Origin of the sequence: Klebsiella sp. PCX (assembly GCF_021869705.1) — a bacterium.
In the GTDB taxonomy this organism is placed as follows: Bacteria; Pseudomonadota; Gammaproteobacteria; order Enterobacterales; family Enterobacteriaceae; genus Klebsiella; species Klebsiella quasipneumoniae.
In genome coordinates this window covers 142,312-165,803 of record NZ_CP091527.1, presented here as the reverse complement: position 1 = coordinate 165,803, position 23,492 = coordinate 142,312, and the positions used below count along the sequence as shown (strand labels likewise).

20 protein-coding genes and 4 tRNA genes are annotated in these 23,492 nt (G+C 57.4%); 5 read left to right on the top strand and 19 right to left on the bottom strand.

What is annotated here, in order from left to right; genetic code table 11:
• Positions 1-193 precede the first annotated feature (193 nt).
• The 4 genes from hemC to hemY are packed head-to-tail and all read left to right on the top strand — an operon-like array spanning position 194 to position 4,284.
• Positions 194-1,135 carry a hydroxymethylbilane synthase gene (hemC, locus tag GQR96_RS00775; protein ID WP_004886804.1) on the top strand — a complete coding sequence of 314 codons (942 nt, stop codon included), beginning with the start codon at positions 194-196 and terminating at the stop codon, positions 1,133-1,135.
• Positions 1,132-1,872 (top strand): uroporphyrinogen-III synthase, encoded by a 741-nt coding sequence (gene hemD, locus GQR96_RS00770; protein WP_004886806.1) that lies wholly within the window; start codon positions 1,132-1,134, stop codon positions 1,870-1,872. Before hemC ends, hemD begins: the two co-directional genes overlap by 4 nt.
• A gap of 21 nt (positions 1,873-1,893) precedes the next feature.
• A complete protein-coding gene (hemX, locus tag GQR96_RS00765) occupies positions 1,894-3,084 on the top strand; it encodes a uroporphyrinogen-III C-methyltransferase (protein WP_004886808.1) in 1,191 nt (396 codons plus the stop codon).
• Between the two features lie 3 nt (positions 3,085-3,087).
• Complete coding sequence (gene hemY / locus GQR96_RS00760; protein ID WP_004886811.1) at positions 3,088-4,284, top strand: protoheme IX biogenesis protein HemY; 1,197 nt, start codon at positions 3,088-3,090, stop codon at positions 4,282-4,284.
• A 461-nt stretch (positions 4,285-4,745) separates the two neighbouring features.
• On the opposite strand, the gene GQR96_RS00755 is transcribed toward hemY, so the two are convergent.
• The 19 genes from GQR96_RS00755 to trxA form a co-directional block, all read right to left on the bottom strand.
• Positions 4,746-4,822: transfer RNA gene (locus GQR96_RS00755), tRNA-Pro, on the bottom strand.
• 42 nt (positions 4,823-4,864) lie between these two features.
• Positions 4,865-4,951 (bottom strand) — tRNA-Leu (locus tag GQR96_RS00750).
• A gap of 23 nt (positions 4,952-4,974) precedes the next feature.
• Positions 4,975-5,050, bottom strand: a tRNA-His gene (locus GQR96_RS00745).
• Between the two features lie 55 nt (positions 5,051-5,105).
• Positions 5,106-5,182, bottom strand: a tRNA-Arg gene (locus GQR96_RS00740).
• Between the two features lie 102 nt (positions 5,183-5,284).
• The gene (locus GQR96_RS00735; RefSeq protein ID WP_004886813.1) at positions 5,285-6,670 is read right to left on the bottom strand and encodes a bifunctional threonine/serine APC transporter ThrP; all 1,386 of its coding nucleotides are present in this window, start codon (positions 6,668-6,670) and stop codon (positions 5,285-5,287) included.
• 205 nt (positions 6,671-6,875) lie between these two features.
• Positions 6,876-7,616 (bottom strand): lipopolysaccharide N-acetylmannosaminouronosyltransferase, encoded by a 741-nt coding sequence (gene wecG, locus GQR96_RS00730; protein ID WP_004886818.1) that lies wholly within the window; start codon positions 7,614-7,616, stop codon positions 6,876-6,878.
• Positions 7,617-7,627: 11 nt separating this feature from the next.
• Positions 7,628-8,974 (bottom strand): ECA oligosaccharide polymerase, encoded by a 1,347-nt coding sequence (gene wzyE, locus GQR96_RS00725; protein WP_017899404.1) that lies wholly within the window; start codon positions 8,972-8,974, stop codon positions 7,628-7,630.
• On the bottom strand, positions 8,971-10,047 hold the full coding sequence (locus tag GQR96_RS00720) for a TDP-N-acetylfucosamine:lipid II N-acetylfucosaminyltransferase (RefSeq protein WP_023319444.1): 1,077 nt from the start codon (positions 10,045-10,047) through the stop codon (positions 8,971-8,973). The genes wzyE and GQR96_RS00720 overlap by 4 nt, the downstream gene beginning before the upstream one ends.
• Positions 10,044-11,294 carry a lipid III flippase WzxE gene (wzxE, locus tag GQR96_RS00715; protein WP_004886828.1) on the bottom strand — a complete coding sequence of 417 codons (1,251 nt, stop codon included), beginning with the start codon at positions 11,292-11,294 and terminating at the stop codon, positions 10,044-10,046. The genes GQR96_RS00720 and wzxE overlap by 4 nt, the downstream gene beginning before the upstream one ends.
• Before the next feature lies 1 nt (position 11,295).
• On the bottom strand, positions 11,296-12,426 hold the full coding sequence (rffA, locus tag GQR96_RS00710; protein ID WP_004886831.1) for a dTDP-4-amino-4,6-dideoxygalactose transaminase: 1,131 nt from the start codon (positions 12,424-12,426) through the stop codon (positions 11,296-11,298).
• A 4-nt stretch (positions 12,427-12,430) separates the two neighbouring features.
• Positions 12,431-13,105, bottom strand: a complete 675-nt coding sequence (gene rffC, locus GQR96_RS00705) for a dTDP-4-amino-4,6-dideoxy-D-galactose acyltransferase (RefSeq protein WP_004886833.1) — start codon at positions 13,103-13,105, stop codon at positions 12,431-12,433.
• On the bottom strand, positions 13,083-13,964 hold the full coding sequence (gene rfbA, locus GQR96_RS00700; RefSeq protein WP_065905175.1) for a glucose-1-phosphate thymidylyltransferase RfbA: 882 nt from the start codon (positions 13,962-13,964) through the stop codon (positions 13,083-13,085). Before rfbA ends, rffC begins: the two co-directional genes overlap by 23 nt.
• 18 nt (positions 13,965-13,982) lie before the next feature.
• Positions 13,983-15,050, bottom strand: coding sequence for a dTDP-glucose 4,6-dehydratase (gene rffG, locus GQR96_RS00695; RefSeq protein WP_049114905.1), 1,068 nt, complete (start codon positions 15,048-15,050; stop codon positions 13,983-13,985).
• Positions 15,047-16,309 carry a UDP-N-acetyl-D-mannosamine dehydrogenase gene (gene wecC / locus GQR96_RS00690; protein ID WP_004886842.1) on the bottom strand — a complete coding sequence of 421 codons (1,263 nt, stop codon included), beginning with the start codon at positions 16,307-16,309 and terminating at the stop codon, positions 15,047-15,049. Before wecC ends, rffG begins: the two co-directional genes overlap by 4 nt.
• Positions 16,306-17,436: a non-hydrolyzing UDP-N-acetylglucosamine 2-epimerase gene (wecB, locus tag GQR96_RS00685; RefSeq protein ID WP_072061006.1), complete on the bottom strand. Its 1,131-nt coding sequence runs from the start codon at positions 17,434-17,436 to the stop codon at positions 16,306-16,308. Before wecB ends, wecC begins: the two co-directional genes overlap by 4 nt.
• A 56-nt stretch (positions 17,437-17,492) precedes the next feature.
• Positions 17,493-18,539 carry an ECA polysaccharide chain length modulation protein gene (wzzE, locus tag GQR96_RS00680; RefSeq protein WP_004886846.1) on the bottom strand — a complete coding sequence of 349 codons (1,047 nt, stop codon included), beginning with the start codon at positions 18,537-18,539 and terminating at the stop codon, positions 17,493-17,495.
• A 13-nt stretch (positions 18,540-18,552) separates the two neighbouring features.
• Complete coding sequence (gene wecA / locus GQR96_RS00675) at positions 18,553-19,656, bottom strand: UDP-N-acetylglucosamine--undecaprenyl-phosphate N-acetylglucosaminephosphotransferase (protein WP_004886849.1); 1,104 nt, start codon at positions 19,654-19,656, stop codon at positions 18,553-18,555.
• A 240-nt stretch (positions 19,657-19,896) separates the two neighbouring features.
• Positions 19,897-21,156 (bottom strand): transcription termination factor Rho, encoded by a 1,260-nt coding sequence (gene rho / locus GQR96_RS00670; RefSeq protein WP_002883293.1) that lies wholly within the window; start codon positions 21,154-21,156, stop codon positions 19,897-19,899.
• 332 nt (positions 21,157-21,488) lie between these two features.
• Positions 21,489-21,818, bottom strand: coding sequence for a thioredoxin TrxA (gene trxA, locus GQR96_RS00665; RefSeq protein WP_002883224.1), 330 nt, complete (start codon positions 21,816-21,818; stop codon positions 21,489-21,491).
• A 342-nt stretch (positions 21,819-22,160) separates the two neighbouring features.
• On the opposite strand from trxA, the gene rhlB reads away from it, so the two are divergent.
• Positions 22,161-23,426: an ATP-dependent RNA helicase RhlB gene (gene rhlB / locus GQR96_RS00660; protein ID WP_002883222.1), complete on the top strand. Its 1,266-nt coding sequence runs from the start codon at positions 22,161-22,163 to the stop codon at positions 23,424-23,426.
• Positions 23,427-23,492: the final 66 nt, after the last annotated feature.

Below are 23,492 nucleotides of genomic sequence, written 5' to 3'. Positions count from 1 at the left end.
GAAAGATGCGCTACATACAAGTGTAGCACCGTTTATTACCTGTAAATTCCTCACTACGCCTCCGGCAACCGCCACGCGCATGAAAGGTTAAAAAAGAGTGGGCCGGAGCTATCTCCCACATAAACCGTGAAAACTAACATCCGTAAGACAACAATGTTAGGATGGTTAGTGGTCGACAATGACGGTAACAAGCATGTTAGACAAAGTTTTGAAAATTGCCACACGGCAAAGCCCGCTTGCGCTATGGCAGGCGCAATATGTTAAAGCGCGCCTCGAACACGCGCATCCCGGACTGAAGGTCGAGCTGGTGCCGATGGTCACTCGCGGGGATGTCATCCTTGATACTCCGCTGGCAAAGGTGGGTGGCAAGGGCTTATTTGTGAAAGAGTTAGAGCTTGCCATGCTCGAAGGGCGCGCCGATATCGCCGTTCATTCGATGAAAGATGTGCCGGTGGAATTCCCGGAGGGTCTGGGGCTGGTGACTATCTGCGAGCGCGACGATCCGCGCGACGCGTTTGTCTCCAATCACTATGCCTCGATTGATGAACTCCCGGCCGGCAGCGTCGTTGGCACATCAAGTTTACGCCGTCAGTGCCAGCTGGCCGCCACTCGTCCGGACCTGGTGATCCGCTCTCTGCGCGGTAACGTCGGTACCCGGCTGAGTAAGCTGGATAACGGCGAGTATGACGCCATCATCCTCGCCGCCGCCGGCCTGAAGCGCCTGCAGCTCGAGGCGAGAATTCGCCAGCCGCTGTCGCCGGAGCAATCCCTGCCGGCGGTCGGCCAGGGTGCGGTCGGCATCGAATGCCGTCTCGACGATGCATGGACCCAGGGGCTGCTAGCGCCTCTCAACCATACGGAAACGGCAGTGCGCGTGCGCGCCGAGCGGGCGATGAACACTCGTCTCGAAGGCGGCTGCCAGGTGCCGATTGGCAGCTATGCGGAACTCGTCAACGGCGAACTGTGGCTGCGGGCGCTGGTTGGCGCCCCGGATGGTTCGCAGATGGTACGCGGCGAACGGCGCGGGCCAGCAGAGCAGGCCGAAGCGCTCGGCATCTCGCTGGCGGAAGAGCTCCTGGATAACGGCGCGCGCGACATTCTCGCGGCAGTTTATGATGGAGAAGCCCCACGATGAGCATCCTGGTCACTCGTCCATTACCGCAAGGAGAAGCGCTGGTCAGCCGTCTGCGGGCCATGGGACGCGTGGCCTGGGGCTTTCCGCTGATAGAATTTACGCCTGGCCGGGAGCTTCCCGCGCTGGGCGACGCGCTTGCCCGCCTCGGGCCTGACGATCTGCTGTTTGCGCTGTCCCAGCATGCGGTGGAGTTCGCCCATGCCCGCCTGCAGCAACAGGGGCTGCCCTGGCCCACTTCCCCACGCTATTTTGCCATTGGCCGCACGACGGCGCTGGCCCTGCATACGGTCAGCGGGCAGCATATCCATTACCCGTTAGATCGGGAAATTAGCGAAGTCTTGCTACAATTACCTGAATTACAAAACATTGCCGGGAAAAATGCGCTGATCTTACGCGGCAATGGCGGGCGGGAACTCTTAGGCGCGACGCTGACCGAGCGCGGCGCCAGGGTCACATTTTGTGAATGTTATCAACGTAGTGCAAAGCATTACGATGGCGCAGAAGAAGCGATGCGCTGGCAATCTCGCGGGGTCACCACGCTGGTGGTCACCAGCGGCGAGATGCTGCAGCAGCTATGGTCGTTAATACCGCAATGGTATCGCGAACGGTGGCTCCTGCACTGCCGCGTTGTCGTTGTCAGCGAACGTCTGGCCCTTCAGGCCCGGGAGCTGGGCTGGCAGAAGATTCAGGTTGCCGATAGCGCCGACAACGATGCGCTGCTACGCGCATTACAATAACTCTCAACATTGGAAGCCATAATGACGGAACAACAAAATCAATCCGCCGTGGTTGAAGAGACCAGGGAGGCCGTGGAGACCACACCACAGCCAGAGAACACTGATAAGAAGAAGGCTGGCAACAAAACCAGCCTGGCGCTCAGCGCGATCGCTATCGCCATTGCGATAGCCGCCGGTATCGGTCTGTATGGCCTGAACAAACAGCAGGCCTCGCGTCAAAACGAAACCACCTCTGAATTATCAAGCCAGGTCGCGGCGCTGCAAAAAGCGCAGGAGAGCCAAAAAAGCGAACTGGAAGGCATTATCAAACAGCAGGCCGACCAGCTAAACGAAGCCAAACGCCAGCAGGAGACGCTGGCCAAACAGCTGGACGAAGTCCAGCAAAAAGTGGCGGTCATTTCCGGTAGCGACGCCAAAACCTGGCTGCTGGCCCAGGCCGACTTCCTCGTCAAGCTGGCGGGACGTAAGCTGTGGAGCGATCAGGATGTCACCACCGCCGCCGCGCTGCTGAAAAGCGCCGACGCCAGTCTCGCCGACATGAATGACCCGAGCCTGATCGGCGCCCGCCGGGCGATTACCGACGACATCGCCACTCTCTCCGCGGTGAACCAGGTGGACTACGACGGCATGATCCTCAAGGTTAATCAGCTGGCGAACCAAATCGATAACCTGCGGCTGGCGGATAATAACGATGACGATTCGCCGATGGATTCTGATAGCGATGAGCTCTCCAGCTCCATCAGCGAATGGCGCATCAATCTGCAGAAAAGCTGGCAGAATTTTATGGACAGCTTTATCACCGTGCGCCGCCGCGATGAAACGGCGGTCCCGCTGCTGGCGCCGAATCAGGATATCTATCTGCGGGAAAATATTCGCTCTCGCCTGCTGGTCGCCGCGCAGGCGGTGCCGCGCCATCAGGAAGAGACCTGGAAACAGTCGCTGGATAACGTCTCGACCTGGGTACGCGCCTATTACGATACCGATGACGCCACCACTAAAGCCTTTCTTGAAGAGGTGGATAAACTCAGTCAGCAAAGCATTACCATGACGGTGCCGGAGACGCTGCAGAGCCAGGCGTTGCTGGAAAAACTGATGCAGACCCGGGTGCGTAATCTGATGGCGCAGCCTGCCGTTTCCGCGGGCGGCGCGCCCGCACCTGCACCGTCTGCACCTGCTGCACCGGCCGCCCCCGCTGCGCCGCAAGGAGAGTAACGCATGCTGAAAATTCTTTTACTCTTCGCACTGTTGATCGCCGGGATCGTGCTTGGCCCGATGATCGCCGGCCATCAGGGCTACGTCCTGATCCAGACTGATAACTACAATATCGAGACCAGCGTGACCGGGCTGGTGATTATCCTGATCCTCGCCATGGTGGTGCTGTTCGCCATTGAATGGCTGCTGCGCCGCATTTTCCGCACCGGGGCGCATACGCGCGGCTGGTTTGTCGGCCGTAAACGCCGTCGCGCGCGTAAGCAAACCGAGCAGGCGCTGCTTAAGCTGGCGGAAGGTGATTACCAGCAGGTTGAGAAGCTGATGGCGAAAAACGCCGATCACGCCGAACAGCCGGTGGTGAACTATCTGCTGGCGGCGGAAGCGGCCCAGCAGCGCGGCGATGAAGCGCGGGCTAACCAGCATCTGGAGCGCGCCACAGAACTGGCGGGCGATGATCTGATCCCGGTGGAAATCACCCGCGTTCGCCTGCAGCTGGCGCGCAATGAAAATCACGCCGCGCGCCATGGCATCGATAAGCTGCTGGAGATCACCCCGCGTCATCCGGAAGTGCTGCGCCTCGCCGAACAGGCTTATACCCGCACCGGTGCCTGGCAGTCGCTGCTGGATATCATTCCGTCGATGGCGAAAGCTAACGTCGGCGATGAAGAGCACCGCGCCGCGCTGGAACAGCTGGCGTGGGTTGGCCTGATGGACAAAGCGCTGGCCGATGGCGGCAGCGAGGGGCTGCGTGAATGGTGGCGCAACCAGAGCCGTAAAACGCGGGCGCTGGTGCCGCTGCAGGTGGCGATGGCCGAGCGCCTCATCGAGAGCGACGATCACGATACCGCGCAGCAAATTATCATTGATGGTCTGAAGAAACAGTATGACGATCGTCTGGTGATGCCGATCCCGCGCCTGAAGACCAATAACCCGGAACAGCTGGAGAAAGTACTGCGCCAACAGATCAAAGCCGTTGGCGACCGTCCGCTGCTGTGGAGCACCCTGGGCCAGTCGCTGATGCGGCACGGTGAATGGCAGGAGGCCAGCATCGCCTTCCGCGCCGCGCTTAAGCAGCGTCCGGATGCCTTTGATTACGCCTGGCTGGCCGATGCCCTGGATCGCCTGCATCAGCCGGAGGAAGCGGCCACCATGCGCCGCGATGGCCTGCTGCTGACGCTGCAGAATAACCCTCAGCAATAACCTGGTCTGGCTATCGCCTCCTGCGGGGCGATAGCGCTTCTCCCCCGCCTTCGCGTTGACGATCCCCTGAAAGAAAAAAACGCCTGCGCTGAAATCAGGGCAGGCGTTAAAACAGGTCTGTTTGACAACAAATTGGGTGCTTCACTCAACGTAATGTCCATGGTGTTTGATGAGGCATAAATGCGACATCTGTCAGTGGACGATAAGCACCGTAAGAACGGCTCTGCATCATTCCGGAGTTTATGAGGCACGAAGGCGAACATAAGAGATGGAATGAGCATCTACCGGGTTATTATCGCACAGGATCCGGGGAAATTGCATCTACCACAGTGATGAATTGAGAGTTTTCCTGACGCGTATTCTTAAGCAAAGAGAAGATTTTTTATCAGCAAGATCAGGGGAATAAGTCATGGCAGGAAGTAACAGAAAACAAAAAACCCCGCCGAAGCGGGGTTCAAAATTGGTCGGCGAGAGAGGATTCGAACCTCCGACCCACTGGTCCCAAACCAGTTGCGCTACCAAGCTGCGCTACTCGCCGAAATACTGCTTTTTGAATTTTTAGTTCAATTCGTTAAAGTCGTGGTGCGAGGGGGGGGACTTGAACCCCCACGTCCGTAAGAACACTAACACCTGAAGCTAGCGCGTCTACCAATTCCGCCACCTTCGCAAATTCACAACTCTATCAAATAATGGGGTGGCTAATGGGATTCGAACCCACGACAACTGGAATCACAATCCAGGGCTCTACCAACTGAGCTATAGCCACCACTGCAAACCTTTTACGCGGTATTAAAACCACCGCAGCTCCAGCACCGGGTTAATGGTGCGCCCGACAGGATTCGAACCTGAGACCTCTGCCTCCGGAGGGCAGCGCTCTATCCAGCTGAGCTACGGGCGCTTAGCGCCGTTGCGGGGTCGGATAATACGGACTTCCTCCCCCGCTGTCTAGTGCCTTTTTAAAGAAAATTATCGTTTGCTCATGCTTTGTTCGTTTTGACGCTTATTCAGCCGGATTATTGATTTGTCCCTGTCTTCCGAGGCCAAACACCTTATAAATCAGGGTAACGGCAGCAAGGAAAATAATACCGACAAAGAGCGACATCCGGGTTTCATCATTCAGCCCCATCCCGACCAGCACGCAGATCAGGAAAGCCATGGTGAAATAGTTGGCCCACGGAAACAGCAGCGAACGGAACGGATGGCTGGCTATCGCTGCCTGATGTACGCGACGGAAACGCAGCTGACTAATCAGGATCACAAACCACGGCACCATCCCCGGCAGGACGCTGGCGCTATAGACATAGACAAATACCCGCTGGGGATTAGGAATGATGTAATTCAGGCAGGAGCCTACCAGCAGGATCAGAATCGACAGCGCTACGCCGACGGCAGGAACGCCGTTGCGCGATACCTTACCGATCGCCGCCGGCAGCTGACGGTTCTTCGCCAGGGCGTACAGCATACGTCCGCAGCTGTACATCCCGCTGTTGCAGCCGGAAAGCGCCGCCGTCAGCACCACGAAGTTGATAATCCCCGCCGCGGCGGTAATACCGATTTTGGCAAACGTCAGTACGAACGGGCTGCCGTTGGAGCCGATTTGATCCCATGGGAAAATAGTGACGATAACGAAAATCGCGCCGACGTAGAAAATCAGGATCCGCCACAGCACTTTGCCCACCGCGCTGCGTAACGTGACCTGCGGATTTTTCGCTTCACCTGCGGTAATGCCGATGAGCTCCACGCCCTGATATGACGCGACCACGATACACAGCGCCGTCAGGAAGCCCTTCCAGCCGCCGGCAAAGAAACCGCCATGTTCGGTCAGGTTGCCAAAACCGATGGAGTGGCCGCCGTTGCCAAAGCCGAAGAAAATGACGCCCAGGCCCACGACGATCATCACAATAATGGTGGTCACTTTAATCATGGCGAACCAGAACTCGATTTCACCGTACAGCCGGACCGCCGCGAGGTTTGCCAGCGCCACCAGCCCCACGGCAATTAATGCCGGGATCCACTGCGCCATCTCCGGGAACCAGAACTGCACATAGACGCCGATGGCGGTAATCTCCGAGATGCCCACCGCCATCCACATAAACCAGTACGACCACGCGGTCAGGTAGCCGAAGAAGGGGCTCATATAGCGATGCGCATACACCGCGAAAGAGCCGGTGACGGGCTCAAGGAACAGCATTTCGCCCATTGAGCGCATAATGAAAAAGACGAACAGGCCAGCGATAATGTACGCCAGCAGCACGGAAGGTCCAGCCCACTTCAGCGTACTGGCCGCCCCCATAAACAACCCCACGCCAATCGTCCCACCAAGGGCGATCAGTTCAATATGCCGGGCCTCCAGTCCACGCTGGAGCTCCGCTTTTTTCTCAGTCATATATCCTCTTGTGTTTGCCGTATTCCGGGTACTCCCGGTTATTGTTATTAACTGAACTCATAGCCTTGCCGACGCGCAGGTCTCCCCCGCGCGTATAAAGCCTGCGAATGGTTAATTAATTTTGCGGAAATGGCAAATAAAGTATCAGGCGAGTGAAGAGATTACACAGAATATGTATGCAAACTCGCCTGGTTGCAGTGGAATATCAGAGCTTACCGGAATAATGCCAACGTAAATAGCGCAGTAGGCGGAACTGTCTCTTGATGCGGCTCGGCTGTAAAAGCAGACGATAGAACCATTCCAGCCCCAGATCCTGCCAGAACTTCGGCGCCCGATGCACGTGCCCGGTGAAAACATCGTAAGTGCCGCCGACGCCCATATACAGCGCGTGCGGGTACAGACGCCGACAGTCGCGCATAAAGATCTCCTGACGCGGGGACCCCATGGCGACGGTGACGATTTTCGCCCCGCTGTCGCGAATGCGTTCGAATAATGCCTGGCGCTGCTCAGGAGCAAAATAGCCGTCCTGGGTGCCGACGATATTCACCTGCCAGCGCTGGCGCAGGCTGGACGCCGTCTGCGCCAGAACTTCAGGTTTACCGCCGACCAAAAACACCGGTGTGCCTTCAGCGCCGGCGCGCTGCATTAACGCTTCCCAGAGATCGGCCCCTGCCACGCGGGACACCTGGGCTTGCGGATATTTTTTACGCAGCGAACGCACCACGCTGATGCCATCCGCATATTTAAACTCCGCCGCCTCAATCAGTGCCCGCACCTCCGGGTTATCCTCTACGGCCAGCATTTTCTCGGCATTAATCGCCACTAGCGTCCCCTCGCGGAGAACGCCGTCGGCATACAAATAATCCAGAGCGTGCTGCATATCGCGCCAGCCTATGAGCTGCAGCCCTCTTAACAGGTACAACGGCGCGGAAATGGTCCCAGTCATGTCCATCCTTCTCAGACTTGCGGTTGCGAAAGCGGTTTTACGCGCTTATGAATCAGTCCCACGCTATCCAGGAACCAGTACAGCAGTTTCGCCGCCAGCAAGCAGATACCAAAGATCACGAGGAAAAACACCACGCGGGAGCCGAACGAATCCAGGCCCTCGCGCGCCAGCACTATCATGTTGAAGATAGCGCCGAAACAGAAACTGTGCAGGATAGCCGCTTTATAGCGATTGCTCTCCCGGTTGCCCAGCTCATACAGCCAGTCGAACCATTTAATAATCAACCCGACCGCCACGGCGCCCAGCGGCACAAACCAGACGCCGCCCATCACCACCAGCGAGCCAATCAGCGTCGGCGAAATCGCCAGCCCCGAATGGTTGTTTAATACTTCCCAGGTAAAGTAGTTGGCGGTATTGAGCACCATCGTCGGGCGACCGTGCCACATCCAGCTGGGGATAAAGACGTAGAAATCGCGGATCATCGGCGCCAGACCCTGAAAATCGATCTTGTCGTAGTTTTGCAGCAGCAGCGCCAGGTTCTCCCACGGCGAGAAGGTATCGCGTGTGAGATAGAGGAAGGTATAAAACGCTTCGTCGCCGCTGACGTTCATCCCGTAGCGCTTCAGCGCCAGCCAGAACATGCCGACGATGCCCAGCACGCCCGCCGCCGCCAGCATCCACAGGCTGATCCAACCGCGAATAATGCCGATAAACAGGAAGATGGCGAAGGCGATGATGATATTGGCGCGCGTCCCGCCGACGATAGCGTAGGTCAGCAAACCAAAGGCCACCGTGCTGACGAGGAAGAAGATCCACGCCTTATAATCCTGGCGCAGGAAATAGACCACCAGCATCGCCGGAATAAAGAAGTAGAAGAAGCGCTTCAACGCCACGCCGGAGACTTCAGCAGAGAAAATCTGGCTGTAGGAGTTGAGCTTAAACAGCAGGAAACCGTTGTGGGCGAAGAAGATGCCAACGCACAGCAGCGCCAGCCCCATCAAAATGCCCCACGCCAGATGGGTTTCTACCCGGTTCATGGTAAACAGCGGCCGACGCGCAACCTCACGCGATGCCGGACGCAGCCGCGTTTTATAGGTCACGTAGTAAATCGCGTAGAAGCACACCGCGATCAGCAGCGTCTGCAGCAAAATCTCCGGCGGCGCCACGCTGACGTCAAAGCGGAACACCAGAATACTGGTCAGCGGGAAACCGAAGAAGAAAGTCAGCAGAAACAGCAACGAGAAAAAGACGTTGAAGTTGAAGCGTACCCGGCGGAACTCAAACCAGGTGGCGGTAGCGATAAACAGCGTCGACAGCAGCCAGACTACCAGCAGCCCGCTAAATTGCATTAACGTCATGCCTGCCCCTCCGCCGCTAACCGTAGCGCCCGCTGCCAGCCCGTCAGATAGTTCGGCCGGAAGAAAGCGATACCCGACTTATCCACGCTCGCCAGTTGGCGCTGCGCTTCGCGCACCACGCTGACGTCCAGCGCATCGCTGGTGAACAGCACCGGCACATGCTGCTCGGTCATATCCTGCCAGAACGGGTTTTCGCGGTTGAGCACGCAGGGAATGCCCGCCTGAATCAGCAGGCACAGGGTGCCGATCCCCTGCTGACGCGCGAACAGGAAATAGCCCAGATCGCAGCGGCGCAGCAGCGCCAGATAATCATGAAACTCCAGTTTCTCGCTGAGGATCTGCAGATGCTCACCGCTAAACAGCGCCGCCCCCGCCTCACGAACCTCATTGATATAGGCCTCGTTATTCGCCGGATAGCCCATCGGCACGATGACGTTTACCGTATCGCCAAACTGCTGATGAATAGCCTTCAGCGCGGCAATATGTTCATTGCTGCGATCCCCGGAGTTACCCACCAGAATGGTCAGCGTGTCGCCGCGCGGCGCGTTTTCGGCCAGGGTATTCAGCGCCGGATCCATACGGGTCGGGAAATAGAGCAGTTCGCCCGGGACGCGCGGATGACGGTTTGCGAACCAGCTCAGATCGCCGCGGGTGGCGAAAACGCGCCCTACCCGCCCCTGCGCCAGGCGGCGCAGCGGATAGAACAGGCGGAACTTCAGGCTGGTGGCGTTTTCGTACAGATCCGCCCCCCAGATATGCCAGTTAAACTGCGACGGGCGGATACCACCGCCCAACAGCGCCAGCCACAGGCCGGTATTGAACTGGCCGTGGAAGAAAAAGCGCTGCTGGCGGTTGGCTTTGGCTTGCGCAATCACCGCCTGCGCCAGCGACTTCTTCCCCGGATAACAGGTGATGTCCAGCGCCGGATACCCATCACGCACGCTGGCCTCATCACCGACGATCATAAATCTCCTGGCCTGCGGATCGGCGGCCAGTTCGTCGTTAAAGAACCGCAGTACGGTCTGGTTATGATGCGGGATATCTGATCCCAGTACATGTATCAGTGCTGTCATGCCCGTTTACGCCAGAGTAAAAACACGCCACTACAAAGGGCGAAATAAACAATATAAGTGGCCATATACGCCTGCGCCGCGCCAACCGCGCCGTGCGCCGGTATAAGCCAGTGTGAGAATGCGGTCAGCAGTGTGAACTGGCTGATTTCCGTCAGAATATAAAAACGCAGCGACGCTTTGGCGATCACCAGATAGCCATAGACGTAGGCGCCTACTTTTAAAACGTCGCCCACCAGCTGCCAGGCGAACAGGTCACGCATCGCGGTAAAGCGATCGGAAAACAGCAGCCAGATGGCAAAATCGCGCAGCAGCCAGACCGTCAGGCTCGCCGCCGCCACTGCCGGCAGGACGAATTTCAGCGACTTGACTATCTCGCGGGTGATATCCGTTTTGGCGCTCAGCCGCGACAGCGTCGGCAGGAGATAGACGCTGAACGAGGCGGTAATAAACTGCAGATAAGCATCAGAGATGCTGCTCACCCCCTGCCAGATACCGACCGCCTCCCAGCCATAATGCGCCGCCAGCAGATTACGCATCATCACATAAGCCACCGGCAGGGTCACTGAGGTTATCAGCGCCATCAGGGTAAATTTCGATAGCTGTCCCGCCAGACCGTTATCCCAGCGCGGACGCAGGGCGCTCAGCGGGATATTACCCCGCCGCCAGAGCATAATACCCGCCGGAACCACCACCAGCGCCGGAACTAACGCCAGCCCCAGCAGCGCGCCCTGATAGCCGCCCAACACGTAGCAAGCATAGTAAGCCGCCACGCCGATCAGGCTCCCGGCAATCAGCGAGAAGGCGTTACCCGCCGCATCGCGAAAGCCTTTCATCAGCGCCAGCAGGAAGTTCGCCCAGGCGATCCCCATCTGTACCAGCGCCACCAGCCGTACCAGATTCTGATAATGAGTATGGCCGAACAGCCCCTGGCTTATCGGCGCCGCGGCCAGTAAAAACACCAGCGCCAGCAGTGTGGAAAAGCCAAGCACCATCGCCGACGAGGTGCCCACCACCTGCTTCAGGCGCGGGGGATCGTCGTGATGCTGCGCCACCAGCTTCGTGACGCCATTAAATATCCCGGCCCCGGCCAGCACGCCGAGTACGGTGACCAGTTGCCGGAAGTTACCGGCCTGGCCAACGCCCGCGGGCCCAAACGAGACGGCCAGCAGCTTGACGACCAACAGCCCGGCGCCGATTTTGACCAGCGTCGATGCCGCCGTCCACAATGAAGCTTTTGCTAACGACATATCAGGAGAAGTAGCTCAGCAGCGAGTTAATCACCGTCCGCTGGTTCACCACAGACAGATTGTAAAACAGCGGCAGGCGTACCAGGCGCTCGCTCTCCTGGGTGGTATAGCGGTCTTCACCGTGGAATTCGCCGAAGTGTTCGCCTGCCGGACAGCTGTGCAGAGGAATGTAATGGAATACCGCGAGGATCTCCGCCTCTTTCAGCCAGGCGATCAGCCTGCTGCGATCCTCGATATCGCGCAGCTTAATGTAGAACATGTGCGCGTTTTGCCCGCAGTCGGCCGGGATCGTCGGCAGTTCGATACGTCCCGCGCGTGCCAGCGGCAGCAGGGCGTCATAGTAGTTCTGCCACAGCGCCAGGCGCTGTTGGTTGATGCGCTCCGCCGCTTCCAGCTGCGCCCACAGGTAGGCGGCCTGCAGGTCGGACATCAGATAGCTGGAGCCAATGTCCCGCCAGGTATATTTATCCACCAGGCCACGAAAGAACTGGCTGCGGTTGGTGCCTTTTTCGCGAATGATCTCCGCGCGCTCCACCAGCGTGCGATCGTTGATGAGCGTCGCCCCGCCCTCACCGCCAGCGGTATAGTTTTTGGTTTCATGGAAGCTGAAGCAGCCGATATGGCCGATGGTGCCCAGCGCACGCCCCTTGTAGGTGGACATCACCCCCTGCGCGGCATCTTCCACCACGAACAGGTTGTACTTGTCGGCGATGGCCATGATGATATCCATCTCGCAAGCTACGCCGGCGTAATGCACCGGGACGATCGCCCGGGTTTTATCGGTGATAGCGGCTTCGATTAACGTTTCATCGATATTCATCGTATCGCGACGGATATCGACGAAGACGATTTTCGCCCCGCGCAGCACAAAAGCATTGGCGGTGGAGACAAAGGTATAGCTGGGCATAATCACTTCGTCGCCCGGCTGGATATCCAGCAGCAGCGCGGCCATCTCCAGCGAAGCCGTGCAGGAAGGGGTTAGCAGGGCTTTTGCCGTGCCAAAACGCTGCTCCATCCACTGCTGGCAGCGGCGCGTAAAGCCGCCGTCGCCGCACAGCTTGCCGCTGTTCATCGCAGACTGCATGTAATCAAGCTCGGTTCCAACCACCGGCGGCGCGTTAAATGGGATCATGAGGTCACCTGTATAGCCAGTAGGCGGTGCTTTCCACATTAGCACCGCTGAGAATATAACGTTTAAGCGCGGCGGTGTTGCCCATCTGGGTCGCCACCCGCAGTGTAGAAAGTCCGCGCGAAGCGGCCCAGTACCGCGCCGCCTGCATCAGCTGCGCCCCGGCGCCGCGTCCGGCCAGCAGGCCGATACGCGCCTCGGTGGCATTGAGCTGGCGCAGGGAGACAAAGGCGCGAATATCGCCCTCAGGATGGCGGTAAATCAGGCACTGATGATCGAAGGTGCCGCGCACCGCATTTTCAATCCACTGGGCATAGAAGCGGCCGCTGGCATCGGCAGCGTACCAGGGCGCACGAAAGCGGCTCAGGGCAAAGGCCTGCGCCGCCAGCTCGCGCAGTGGCGCAATATCTGCCTCCACGGCGACGTCGGCGCCCGCATCCGCAGGGTTGCCCACCGGTAGCGCCAGATCGACCTCGCCTTCCACCAGCTGAAAACCCAGCTGCTGCAGCGCGTCGAGCCGGACGGTGTCGCTGGCGGCTACCTTCGCCTGCACCCGCGACCACCCCGCCAGCGCCTCAGGCGTCAGCAGCGGCGCACGCTCGTCAAAGTGAACGACGGCGCTGTTAACGGCAAAGAAGCGGTTCTCCCACTCCAGGGGATCAATACTGGCGCGGACGGGCACGGAGCAGATCCAGCAGATATTGGCCGTAGCCGGTTTTTTTCAGCCGCTTCGCCGCGCGTTTGACGCCGTCGTCGTCCAGCCAGCCGTTGCGCCAGCCGATCTCTTCCAGACAGGCGATTTTAAAGCCCTGACGCTTCTCGACGGTCTGCACAAACATGCTGGCCTCGATCAAGCTATCGTGGGTGCCGGTATCCAGCCACGCAAAGCCGCGCCCTAGCAGTTCGACGGTTAATGCGCCATCTTCAAGGTACATCTGGTTGATGGAGGTGATTTCCAGTTCGCCGCGCTCGGATGGCTTGACCCGTTTGGCGTACTCCGCCACCTTGCCATCGTAGAAATAGAGACCGGTGACCGCCCAGTTCGACTTCGGCTGCTTCGGCTTCTCTTCCAGCGACAGCGCGCGGAAGTTGTCATCAAACTCCACCACGCCAAAACGCTCAGGATCCATCACCTGATAGCCAAAAATCGTCGCCCCTTCCGTGCGGGCAGCCACGCTGCGCAGCTTGGGGCTGAAGCTCTGGCCGAAGAAGATGTTGTCGCCTAACACCAGGCACGCCGGTTCACCGTTAAGAAAGGCTTCGCCGATGATAAACGCCTGGGCTAAACCATCCGGCGACGGCTGTACGGCATAGTGCAGCGCAATGCCAAACTCTGAACCATCGCCGAGCAGGCGCTGGAAATCGCGCAGATCGTCCGGCGTGGTGATGATCAGGATCTCACGGATCCCGGCCAGCATTAATACCGACAGCGGGTAGTAGATCATCGGCTTATCGTAGATCGGCAACAGCTGCTTCGACACGCCGCGGGTGATAGGATGCAGTCGCGTTCCGGACCCCCCCGCCAGAATAATACCTTTCATCATTCCCCCCAGAGATGATTAGCCTTGCAGCCCAAGACGCTCGCCCTGATAGCTACCGTCCTGAACCTGGCGCCACCATGTCTCGTTCGCCAGATACCACGCCACGGTCTTACGCATGCCGGAAGTGAAAGTCTCAGCCGGCGTCCAGCCCAGCTCACGGGCAATCTTCGAGGCATCAATGGCATAGCGCAGATCGTGGCCCGGGCGGTCGGCAACAAAGGCGATCAGGTCGCGATAGTGCGCCACGCCCTGCGGCTTATTCGGCGCCAGCGCTTCGAGCAATTCGCAAATGGTTTCCACCACCTCGATGTTTTTACGTTCGTTATGACCGCCGATATTGTAAGTCTCGCCCGGTTCGCCGCGGGTCGCCACCAGATATAGCGCCCTGGCGTGATCTTCCACGTACAGCCAGTCGCGGATCTGCTGTCCATTGCCATACACCGGCAGCGGCTTGCCCGCCAGCGCGTTGAGGATCGTCAGCGGGATCAGCTTCTCGGGGAAGTGATACGGGCCGTAGTTGTTCGAACAGTTGGTGATAAGCGTCGGCAGGCCATAGGTTCGCAGCCAGGCGCGCACCAGGTGGTCGCTGCTGGCTTTCGAGGCCGAATAGGGACTGCTTGGCGCATAGGGCGTGGTCTCGGTAAAGAAATCATCGCTGCCGTGCAGATCGCCATACACTTCATCGGTGGAGATGTGATGGAAGCGAAACGCCGATTTTTGCGTCGTAGCCAGCGTATTCCACCAGCTACGGGCCGCCTCCAGCAGCGTATAGGTGCCCACGATATTGGTTTCAATAAACGCCGCCGGGCCGTCAATCGAACGATCGACATGGCTTTCCGCCGCCAGGTGCATCACTGTATCCGGTTGATACTGAACGAAAATACGATCAAGCTCGCCGCGGTCGCAAATATCCACCTGTTCAAAGGCGAAACGCGCATCCTGCGCCACCGGCGCCAGCGACATTAAATTGCCGGCGTAGGTCAGTTTATCCACCACCACCACGCGATCGGCGGTGTGCTGGATAATCTCCCGCACTACCGCCGAACCAATGAAGCCCGCGCCGCCGGTGACCAGAATGGTTCTCACCGCCACACTCCTTTGGTGTCGATGATATACGCCTGGGTGACGCTATCGCCGCTAACGGCTTTAAATTCATGGTGATCGACCAGCATCACCAGCACATCGGCGCTGGCCAGCGCCGCATCGAGGGTCGCCAGCGTACACAGACCGTCGAGCTTCTTCGGCAGCGCGTGAATGTTGGGCTCAACCACCTGCGTCGTGCCGCTGTGCCAGCGGGCAATCTGCGCGGCAATTTCCATTGCCGGGCTTTCGCGCAGGTCGTCAATATTCGGCTTAAAGGCGAGGCCAAAACAGGCAATGGTCAGTTCGCTGGCCCGTTTGTTGGTGGCATTCAGGCAGTCCGCTACCTGCGCTTTCACCTGTTCGATAACCCATTCCGGCTTGTGGTCGTTAACCTCACGGGCCGTGCGGATCAGACGCGCCTGCTGCGGGTTCTGCGCCACGATAAACCACGGGTCGACGGCGATACAGTGGCCGCCGACGCCCGGACCCGGCTGCAGGATATTCACCCGAGGATGACGGTTCGCCAGGCGGATCAGCTCCCAGACGTTAATGCCCTGGTCAGCGCAAATCAGCGACAGCTCGTTGGCAAAAGCGATGTTGACGTCGCGGAAGCTGTTTTCCGTCAGCTTGCACATCTCAGCGGTGCGCGAGTTGGTCACCACACATTCGCCTTCAAGGAAGATTTTATACAGCTCGCTGGCGCGAGCGGAGCAGACTGGCGACATGCCCCCGATAACGCGGTCGTTTTTAATCAGCTCGACCATCACCTGACCGGGCAATACCCGCTCCGGGCAGTAGGCGATATTCACGTCCGCCGCTTCACCCACCTGCTGGGGGAAGCTAAGATCCGGGCGCATCTCCGCCAGCCACTCAGCCATCTGTTCGGTCGACCCGACCGGCGAGGTGGACTCGAGGATCACCAGCGAGCCTTTCTTTAACGTTGGCGCAATGGATTTTGCCGCCGACTCGACAAACACCATATCCGGCTCGTGGCGATCTTTAAACGGCGTCGGCACGGCAATCAGGTAGGCATCCGCTGCCACCGGGGTGGTGGTGGCGCTTAAATACCCCTGCTCGACCGCGGTCTTCACCACGCTCGCCAGATCCGGCTCCACGATATGAATCTCTCCACGGTTAATGGTCTCCACGGCATGTTGATTGACATCAACGCCGACCACCCGCTTCTGCCGGGAGGCGAACGCGGCAGCGGTTGGCAGCCCGATATAGCCAAGGCCAATCACTGAAATGGTAGAAAAACTCATAGCGTTACCTGATTATTTTTAAGTGCAGACAAAATTCGACGACATGCTTCGCCATCGCCATAAGGATTATGTGCGCGGCTCATCGCCTGGTATGCGGCATCATCCTCCAGCAGACGCGTCACTTCCGCGACGATGCGCTGGCTGTCAGTGCCCACCAGACACACGGTGCCGGCGGCCACCGCTTCCGGACGTTCGGTCATATCGCGCATGACCAGCACCGGTTTCCCCAGGGAAGGCGCCTCTTCCTGAATGCCACCGGAATCGGTCAGGATGAGCCAGGCCCGATCCATCAACCAGACGAACGGCAGGTAGTCCTGCGGTTCAATCAACATCACGTTGTCGATATGGCCGAGAATACGGTTCACCGGTTCGCTGACATTAGGATTCAGGTGAACCGGATAGACAATCTGCACCTCAGGGTGGGTATGGGCTATCTCCGCCAGCGCCTGGCAGATCTGCTCAAAACCGCGGCCGAAGCTTTCCCGCCGATGGCCGGTAACCAGAATCATTTTTTTACCGTGGCTAATGAAAGGGTAGCGCTGCAGCAAGGTCTCCCGTAGCGCTTCATCGCCCAGAACCCGATCGCGCACCCAGAACAGAGCATCGATGACGGTATTACCGGTCACCGTGATGCGACTGTCGGCAATGTTCTCCCGCAGGAGATTCTGCCGCGAGGTTTCCGTAGGGGCGAAGTGGTACGTCGCCAGATGCCCGGTCAACGTACGGTTGCCCTCTTCCGGCCACGGCGAACTTAAATCGCCGGTCCGCAGCCCCGCCTCTACATGGCCCACCGGTATGCGCTGGTAAAACGCCGCCAGGCTCGCCGCCATCGTGGTGGTGGTATCGCCATGCACCAGCACCACGTCGGGTTTAAACGACTCCAGGACCGGCTTCAGCCCCTCAAGAATACGGCAGGTGATCTCGGTGAGCCCCTGCCCCGGCTTCATGATGTTGAGATCGTAGTCCGGGGTGATGGAGAATAGTTTCAACACCTGATCGAGCATCTCCCGATGCTGCGCGGTCACGCATACTTTCGCCTCAAAATGAGGATCCTTTGCCAGCGCATGGACCAGAGGAGCCATCTTGATGGCTTCCGGCCTCGTGCCAAATACAGTTAGTACTTTCACATCGATTCTCTTCGATTAGGCGATGAAGGTCATCTGCCCTTCACCACAGGCCGCAATCACAGGACACGACGACGCGATAACGCCACGCCTGCGCCGATGAGCGCACCCACAATCCCCCACATCACCATCAGAAATACACGGCGCGGGCTATCGCGTTTTACAGGTTCTTCCGGCGTTCGCAAATACCGGTAAGTCTGAAAACGCGGGTCCAACGTTGGACCGACGTTCAACGTGCTCAGCATGGCGCGATTCTGGTCGTAATCGAGGTCATATTCCGGTCCGACGGCCTGCAGGTTTTCCAGTCTGGCCTGCAGCATCGGCCTGCCCAATAAAAATAGCTCTGAATCCGGCAACTGATCGGCAGGAACATCCGTTTCGCTGCGTGAGATGTTATGCTGCTGAGCGACCTTCAGCGCTTGCTCCACGCTGTGGGTCCGGCGGTTGAAAATAGCCTCGGCCACCTCCTCCTGGCGCTTCACCTGCGCCTTCATTTGCACCGTCCGCGCCGCCCAGGCGCCTTTGAGTTCGTCGTTAAGATGGCCGGCCGCCCGCTGGCTGGCGAAAGCCACATACTGGCGCAGCAAATTATTGGCATCCTGCCCAGTCTCGGCAGTCAGTTTGACGCTGTCATTGACGCTCTTGGCCGCATCGCCGGGCATAAACTGGATATTGTTAATCAAATCATCCAGCATCGCCGCATCGGCGCGAGCATTACCCGACTGGCGCTGCTTGTAGTAGTCCGTTTGCAGCCAGAAATCACGCCGGGTGTCCCAGGAGGCCAGCTGCATGATGAACTCTTTATACGCTTCATCCATGGCGGAAGGCTGATCCACCGAGGCCAGGTCGGCTTTGATATCCAGATTGCGTAAGAACTGCTGCTGGGAATAGTACCCCCCCAACATGTTGACAGTAGGCCGATCGGTGATCGCCGTGGCGCTCCACTCCTGGCGAGCAAAGAAGGTGTACACCAACACGATAGCGGCGAAGAGAACAGCGCCGCCGACTATCCAGCCTTTTCCTGCCCATAAAGCGCGAAACAGCCCGCGAATATCCAGCTCGTTCTCAACGTTCACTGCTTGTGCTCCCGGTAATGGTTGAGTCATCACATCCCCAGCTTTACTTGGTTAGTTTCGGATTATTGCCGCTGTGTCGCCGAATTCTGCGTCTGATGCGCTTAACCAGACGCGCCACTTTCCAGGCGCGCTTAATACAGTAGCCATAAAGGAAGAAGGCCACCAAAAAGAGAATTAACATCACCCATTCCGGCACAATGCGGGTATATTCCGCCGCGACGCCAACCAGCGCCAGCAGGGCAGCGGCCAGGGTAATCAGGACGAACGCCTGGCGGGAAGTAAACCCGGCGCGCATGATCAAATGATGAATATGCTGCCGGTCCGGTGAGAAAGGACTCATGCCTTTACGCAGGCGGCGATACATAATCGCCACCATATCCATCAACGGGATAGCGATAATCCACAGCGCAGTGACCGGGCTGATGGGATGCGTTTTACCTTGGGTGGTTTCCAGCAGGATCCAGATGATGGTGAAGCCAATCATGGTGCTGCCGGCGTCACCCATAAAAACTTTATAGCGGCGGCCGAGGGCGCCAAGATTAAGAAGAATATAGGGCAGAATGGCGGCGATCATCGCAAAACACCACATCGCCAGGCTGTACTGGCCATCAAACCAAAGGATGATCCCGGTCGCCGCAAAGGAGACCGATGACAGGCCGCCGAGCAGACCGTCAATCCCATCGACCATATTAAACGCATTGATGGCGGCCCAGACGGCAAACAGAGTAAGGAAGAAGCCGAAGGGCCCCAGCACCAGCTCCCACGAGCCAAAAATAAAGCCCAGACTACTCAGATGCAGATTCCCTGCCATCATCATAATCACGGCGATCGCGGCCTGAATGACCGCGCGAATTTTCACGCTGATGTCGAAGCGATCGTCCAGCGCACCAACCAGCACCAATACCCCCGCACAGGCCAGATACAGCGAGGCGTGAGGAATATAATAATCGGCGATAGCGAAGGTAAAACAGATGCCTGCATAAACTGAGATACCACCGACCAACGGAATCAACCCCTGATGCCGTTTGCGATAGTTTGGTTTATCCACTAGCCCAATCTTTTTTGCCACTTTCCGCGCGACAAAAATAAAGAGGGTCGTGAATAAGAAAATACTGATTAATTCAGTAATAGCAGTGAGTAAATTCACAACGCATGTGCTCTCAGCATAGTTAATCCGGGAAGTATAGCGATGATGCCCCAACTCCAGAAGGGGAAAAGCAGAACATTACAAATTTATTGTATAGATTTTAGTCTGTTAAAGCTGTCTCCGCCTGCTGTCCGGCGCCATTATACGACAACTTTCGTCCCGCTTTCTCTGTCTCTGGATCATACAAATCCCAAAATGAAAACGCCACGCAAAGGCGTGGCGTTTTTGGCTTTTTTTACCTTACGAGCGCTTCATCATATCGAAGAAGTCATCATTCGTCTTAGTCATTGCCAGTTTATTAATGAGGAATTCCATCGCGTCGATCTCACCCATCGGATGGATAATTTTGCGCAGGATCCACATTTTCTGCAGCTCTTCCTGAGTGGTGAGCAGCTCTTCTTTACGCGTACCGGAACGGTTGTAATCGATAGCCGGGAAGACGCGTTTTTCAGCAATCTTACGAGAGAGGTGCAGCTCCATGTTACCGGTGCCTTTAAACTCTTCGTAGATAACTTCATCCATTTTGGAGCCAGTGTCGATCAGCGCCGTGGCGATGATGGTCAGGCTACCGCCCTCTTCAACGTTACGCGCCGCGCCGAAGAAACGCTTCGGACGGTGCAGGGCGTTAGCGTCCACACCACCGGTCAGCACTTTACCGGAAGCCGGGACCACGGTGTTGTAGGCGCGCGCCAGACGGGTAATGGAGTCGAGCAGGATGATAACGTCTTTCTTGTGTTCAACCAGACGTTTCGCTTTCTCGATAACCATCTCAGCAACCTGAACGTGACGGGATGCCGGTTCGTCGAAGGTGGAAGCAACGACTTCACCTTTGACCAGACGCTGCATCTCGGTCACTTCTTCCGGACGTTCGTCGATCAGCAGCACCATCAGCACGCAGTCCGGATGGTTGTAAGCGATGCTCTGCGCGATGTTCTGCAGCAGCATGGTTTTACCGGCTTTCGGCGGCGCGACGATCAGACCACGCTGGCCGCGGCCAATCGGGGAAGCCAGATCCAGTACGCGAGCGGTTAAGTCTTCGGTAGAACCGTTACCACGCTCCATACGCAGACGAGAATTCGCGTGCAGCGGCGTTAAGTTCTCGAACAGGATCTTGTTACGGGCGTTTTCCGGCTTGTCGTAGTTAACTTCGTTAACTTTCAGCAGCGCAAAGTAACGCTCACCCTCTTTCGGAGGACGAATCTTACCGGAAATGGTGTCACCAGTGCGGAGGTTGAAACGGCGGATTTGGCTGGGGGATACGTAGATGTCGTCAGGGCCGGCGAGGTAGGAGCTGTCTGCGGAGCGGAGGAATCCAAATCCATCCTGCAGTATCTCCAGTACGCCGTCGCCAAAGATATCTTCGCCACTCTTCGAATGCTGCTTGAGGATGGCAAAAATAATATCCTGCTTACGCATACGAGCCAGATTTTCCAGCCCCATATTTTCGCCGAGAGTAATCAGCTCAGAAACCGGCGTATTCTTTAATTCGGTAAGATTCATAGTGGTGTGGGTTCTTAAACTCGGGGTAAATCTCGAACTTAATGTTGTGAATGGTATGGCAGGAACTTCCATGCCTGTTAACGGCCTTCATCTCGTGTCTGTACGTTGCCTGGTCACAGGAAAGAACGCAGAACTGAAACGACTAGACGGAATGAGTGAAAAGCCCGGAATTAATAGCTTCACGCGCATTTTTTTGCGGGATGCTTCGGGTAAAACAAGATTCAAACAAGGTATGTTTAAAACGAAGTCTGTGGATTAACTTAGCACGACTCCAGCCGGGCGTCCAGAGTTCCGCAAAAAATAGGAATCCGGACGCCGGAACAGCAATTCGCTTACGCCAGGTTGGCGTCGAGGAACTCTTTCAGCTGACCCTTGGACAGGGCGCCAACTTTGGTGGCCGCCACTTCGCCGTTTTTGAACAGCAGCAGGGTTGGGATGCCGCGAATGCCGTACTTCGGCGCGGTACCCGGGTTCTGGTCGATGTTCAGCTTAGCTACGGTCAGTTTGCCCTGATACTCTTCAGCGATCTCATCCAGAATCGGGGCGATCATTTTGCACGGACCACACCACTCTGCCCAGAAATCGACGAGGGTCAGCCCGTCAGCCTTGAGTACGTCCGTGTCAAAACTGTCGTCAGTCAGGTGAATAATTTTATCGCTCATATTTAACTCCACAGGAATAAGCCTGGTGTGTTGGTGTCGTAGCCATCAACGACGCGCTGCAGCTACGTTATGCACGCTATTCTTCAGGATACCTCAATTCTCTGGTCTGCCAACTGGCGCGATCCATCATGGACCCACCTTTTGACGCCAGGGTTGCCCGAACGCGAACTGCATGCTGCAGATTTATCGCTCCCGACTCGCTTAGTGGTCTAAGCTATCCTGGATTCGTTCAGTTACCGTAGACGTACCTTGAATAATTTCGCACACCGCCAACGAAAGGTTGACGTTATTTCACCGGATACGCTTTCTTAATGCAATAGTTAGCTGATATTCTACCACACTATGAGCAAAACACATTTAACAGAACAGAAGTTTTCCGACTTCGCCCTGCACCCGGCAGTCATTGAAGCCCTTGAAAAGAAAGGGTTTCATAATTGCACACCTATTCAGGCCCTCGCCCTTCCGCTGACGCTGGAAGGCCGCGATGTCGCCGGGCAGGCGCAAACCGGTACCGGTAAAACGATGGCGTTCCTGACGTCGACGTTTCATTATCTTCTCTCTCACCCGGCTATCGCCGATCGCCAGGTAAACCAGCCGCGCGCGCTGATTATGGCGCCGACGCGTGAACTGGCGGTACAGATCCACGCGGACGCTGAACCGCTGGCGCAGGCCACCGGTCTGAAGCTGGGTCTGGCTTACGGCGGCGACGGCTACGATAAGCAGCTAAAAGTGCTGGAAAGCGGCGTCGATATTCTGATCGGCACCACCGGTCGTCTGATCGATTACGCGAAGCAAAACCACATTAACCTCGGCGCCATTCAGGTCGTCGTGCTGGACGAAGCCGATCGCATGTACGATCTCGGCTTTATTAAAGATATCCGCTGGCTATTCCGCCGCATGCCGCCGGCCACTCAGCGTCTGAACATGCTGTTCTCCGCGACCCTTTCCTATCGCGTACGCGAACTGGCGTTCGAACAAATGAACAACGCCGAGTACGTTGAAGTCGAGCCGGAACAGAAAACGGGCCACCGTATTAAAGAAGAGCTCTTCTACCCGTCCAACGAAGAAAAAATGCGCCTGCTGCAGACGCTGCTGGAAGAAGAGTGGCCCGATCGCGCCATCGTCTTCGCCAATACCAAGCATCGTTGTGAAGATATCTGGGGCCATCTCGCCGCCGACGGCCATCGCGTAGGTCTGCTGACCGGCGACGTGGCGCAGAAAAAACGTCTGCGTATTCTCGAAGAATTTACCCGCGGCGACCTCGATATCCTGGTCGCGACTGACGTTGCCGCTCGTGGCTTGCACATTCCGGCCGTGACCCACGTCTTTAACTACGATCTACCAGACGATTGCGAAGATTACGTTCACCGCATTGGCCGTACCGGTCGCGCTGGCGCCAGCGGTCACTCCATCAGCCTCGCCTGCGAAGAGTATGCGCTGAACCTGCCGGCTATCGAAACCTATATTGGCCACTCAATTCCGGTCAGCAAGTACAACCCGGACGCGCTGATGACCGATCTGCCGAAGCCGCTGCGCCTGACCCGTGCTCGCCCAGGCAACGGCCCGCGCCGCAACGGTCCACCGCGCAATCGTCGTCGTTCAGGTTAAGAAATCTATGCTATACGCTCAATCATTCAGAATGTGCCAGGGCGCGCTTCCCCGGCAACCCGCTCA

Coding starts and splice junctions, on each gene's coding strand:
- hemC (WP_004886804.1), top strand. CDS start 194: ATGTTAGACAAAGTTTTGAAAATTGCCACACGGCAAAGCCCGCTTGCG.
- hemD (WP_004886806.1), top strand. CDS start 1,132: ATGAGCATCCTGGTCACTCGTCCATTACCGCAAGGAGAAGCGCTGGTC.
- hemX (WP_004886808.1), top strand. CDS start 1,894: ATGACGGAACAACAAAATCAATCCGCCGTGGTTGAAGAGACCAGGGAG.
- hemY (WP_004886811.1), top strand. CDS start 3,088: ATGCTGAAAATTCTTTTACTCTTCGCACTGTTGATCGCCGGGATCGTG.
- GQR96_RS00735 (WP_004886813.1), bottom strand. CDS start 6,670: ATGACTGAGAAAAAAGCGGAGCTCCAGCGTGGACTGGAGGCCCGGCAT.
- wecG (WP_004886818.1), bottom strand. CDS start 7,616: ATGACTGGGACCATTTCCGCGCCGTTGTACCTGTTAAGAGGGCTGCAG.
- wzyE (WP_017899404.1), bottom strand. CDS start 8,974: ATGACGTTAATGCAATTTAGCGGGCTGCTGGTAGTCTGGCTGCTGTCG.
- GQR96_RS00720 (WP_023319444.1), bottom strand. CDS start 10,047: ATGACAGCACTGATACATGTACTGGGATCAGATATCCCGCATCATAAC.
- wzxE (WP_004886828.1), bottom strand. CDS start 11,294: ATGTCGTTAGCAAAAGCTTCATTGTGGACGGCGGCATCGACGCTGGTC.
- rffA (WP_004886831.1), bottom strand. CDS start 12,426: ATGATCCCATTTAACGCGCCGCCGGTGGTTGGAACCGAGCTTGATTAC.
- rfbA (WP_065905175.1), bottom strand. CDS start 13,964: ATGAAAGGTATTATTCTGGCGGGGGGGTCCGGAACGCGACTGCATCCT.
- wecC (WP_004886842.1), bottom strand. CDS start 16,309: ATGAGTTTTTCTACCATTTCAGTGATTGGCCTTGGCTATATCGGGCTG.
- wzzE (WP_004886846.1), bottom strand. CDS start 18,539: ATGACTCAACCATTACCGGGAGCACAAGCAGTGAACGTTGAGAACGAG.
- rho (WP_002883293.1), bottom strand. CDS start 21,156: ATGAATCTTACCGAATTAAAGAATACGCCGGTTTCTGAGCTGATTACT.
- trxA (WP_002883224.1), bottom strand. CDS start 21,818: ATGAGCGATAAAATTATTCACCTGACTGACGACAGTTTTGACACGGAC.
- rhlB (WP_002883222.1), top strand. CDS start 22,161: ATGAGCAAAACACATTTAACAGAACAGAAGTTTTCCGACTTCGCCCTG.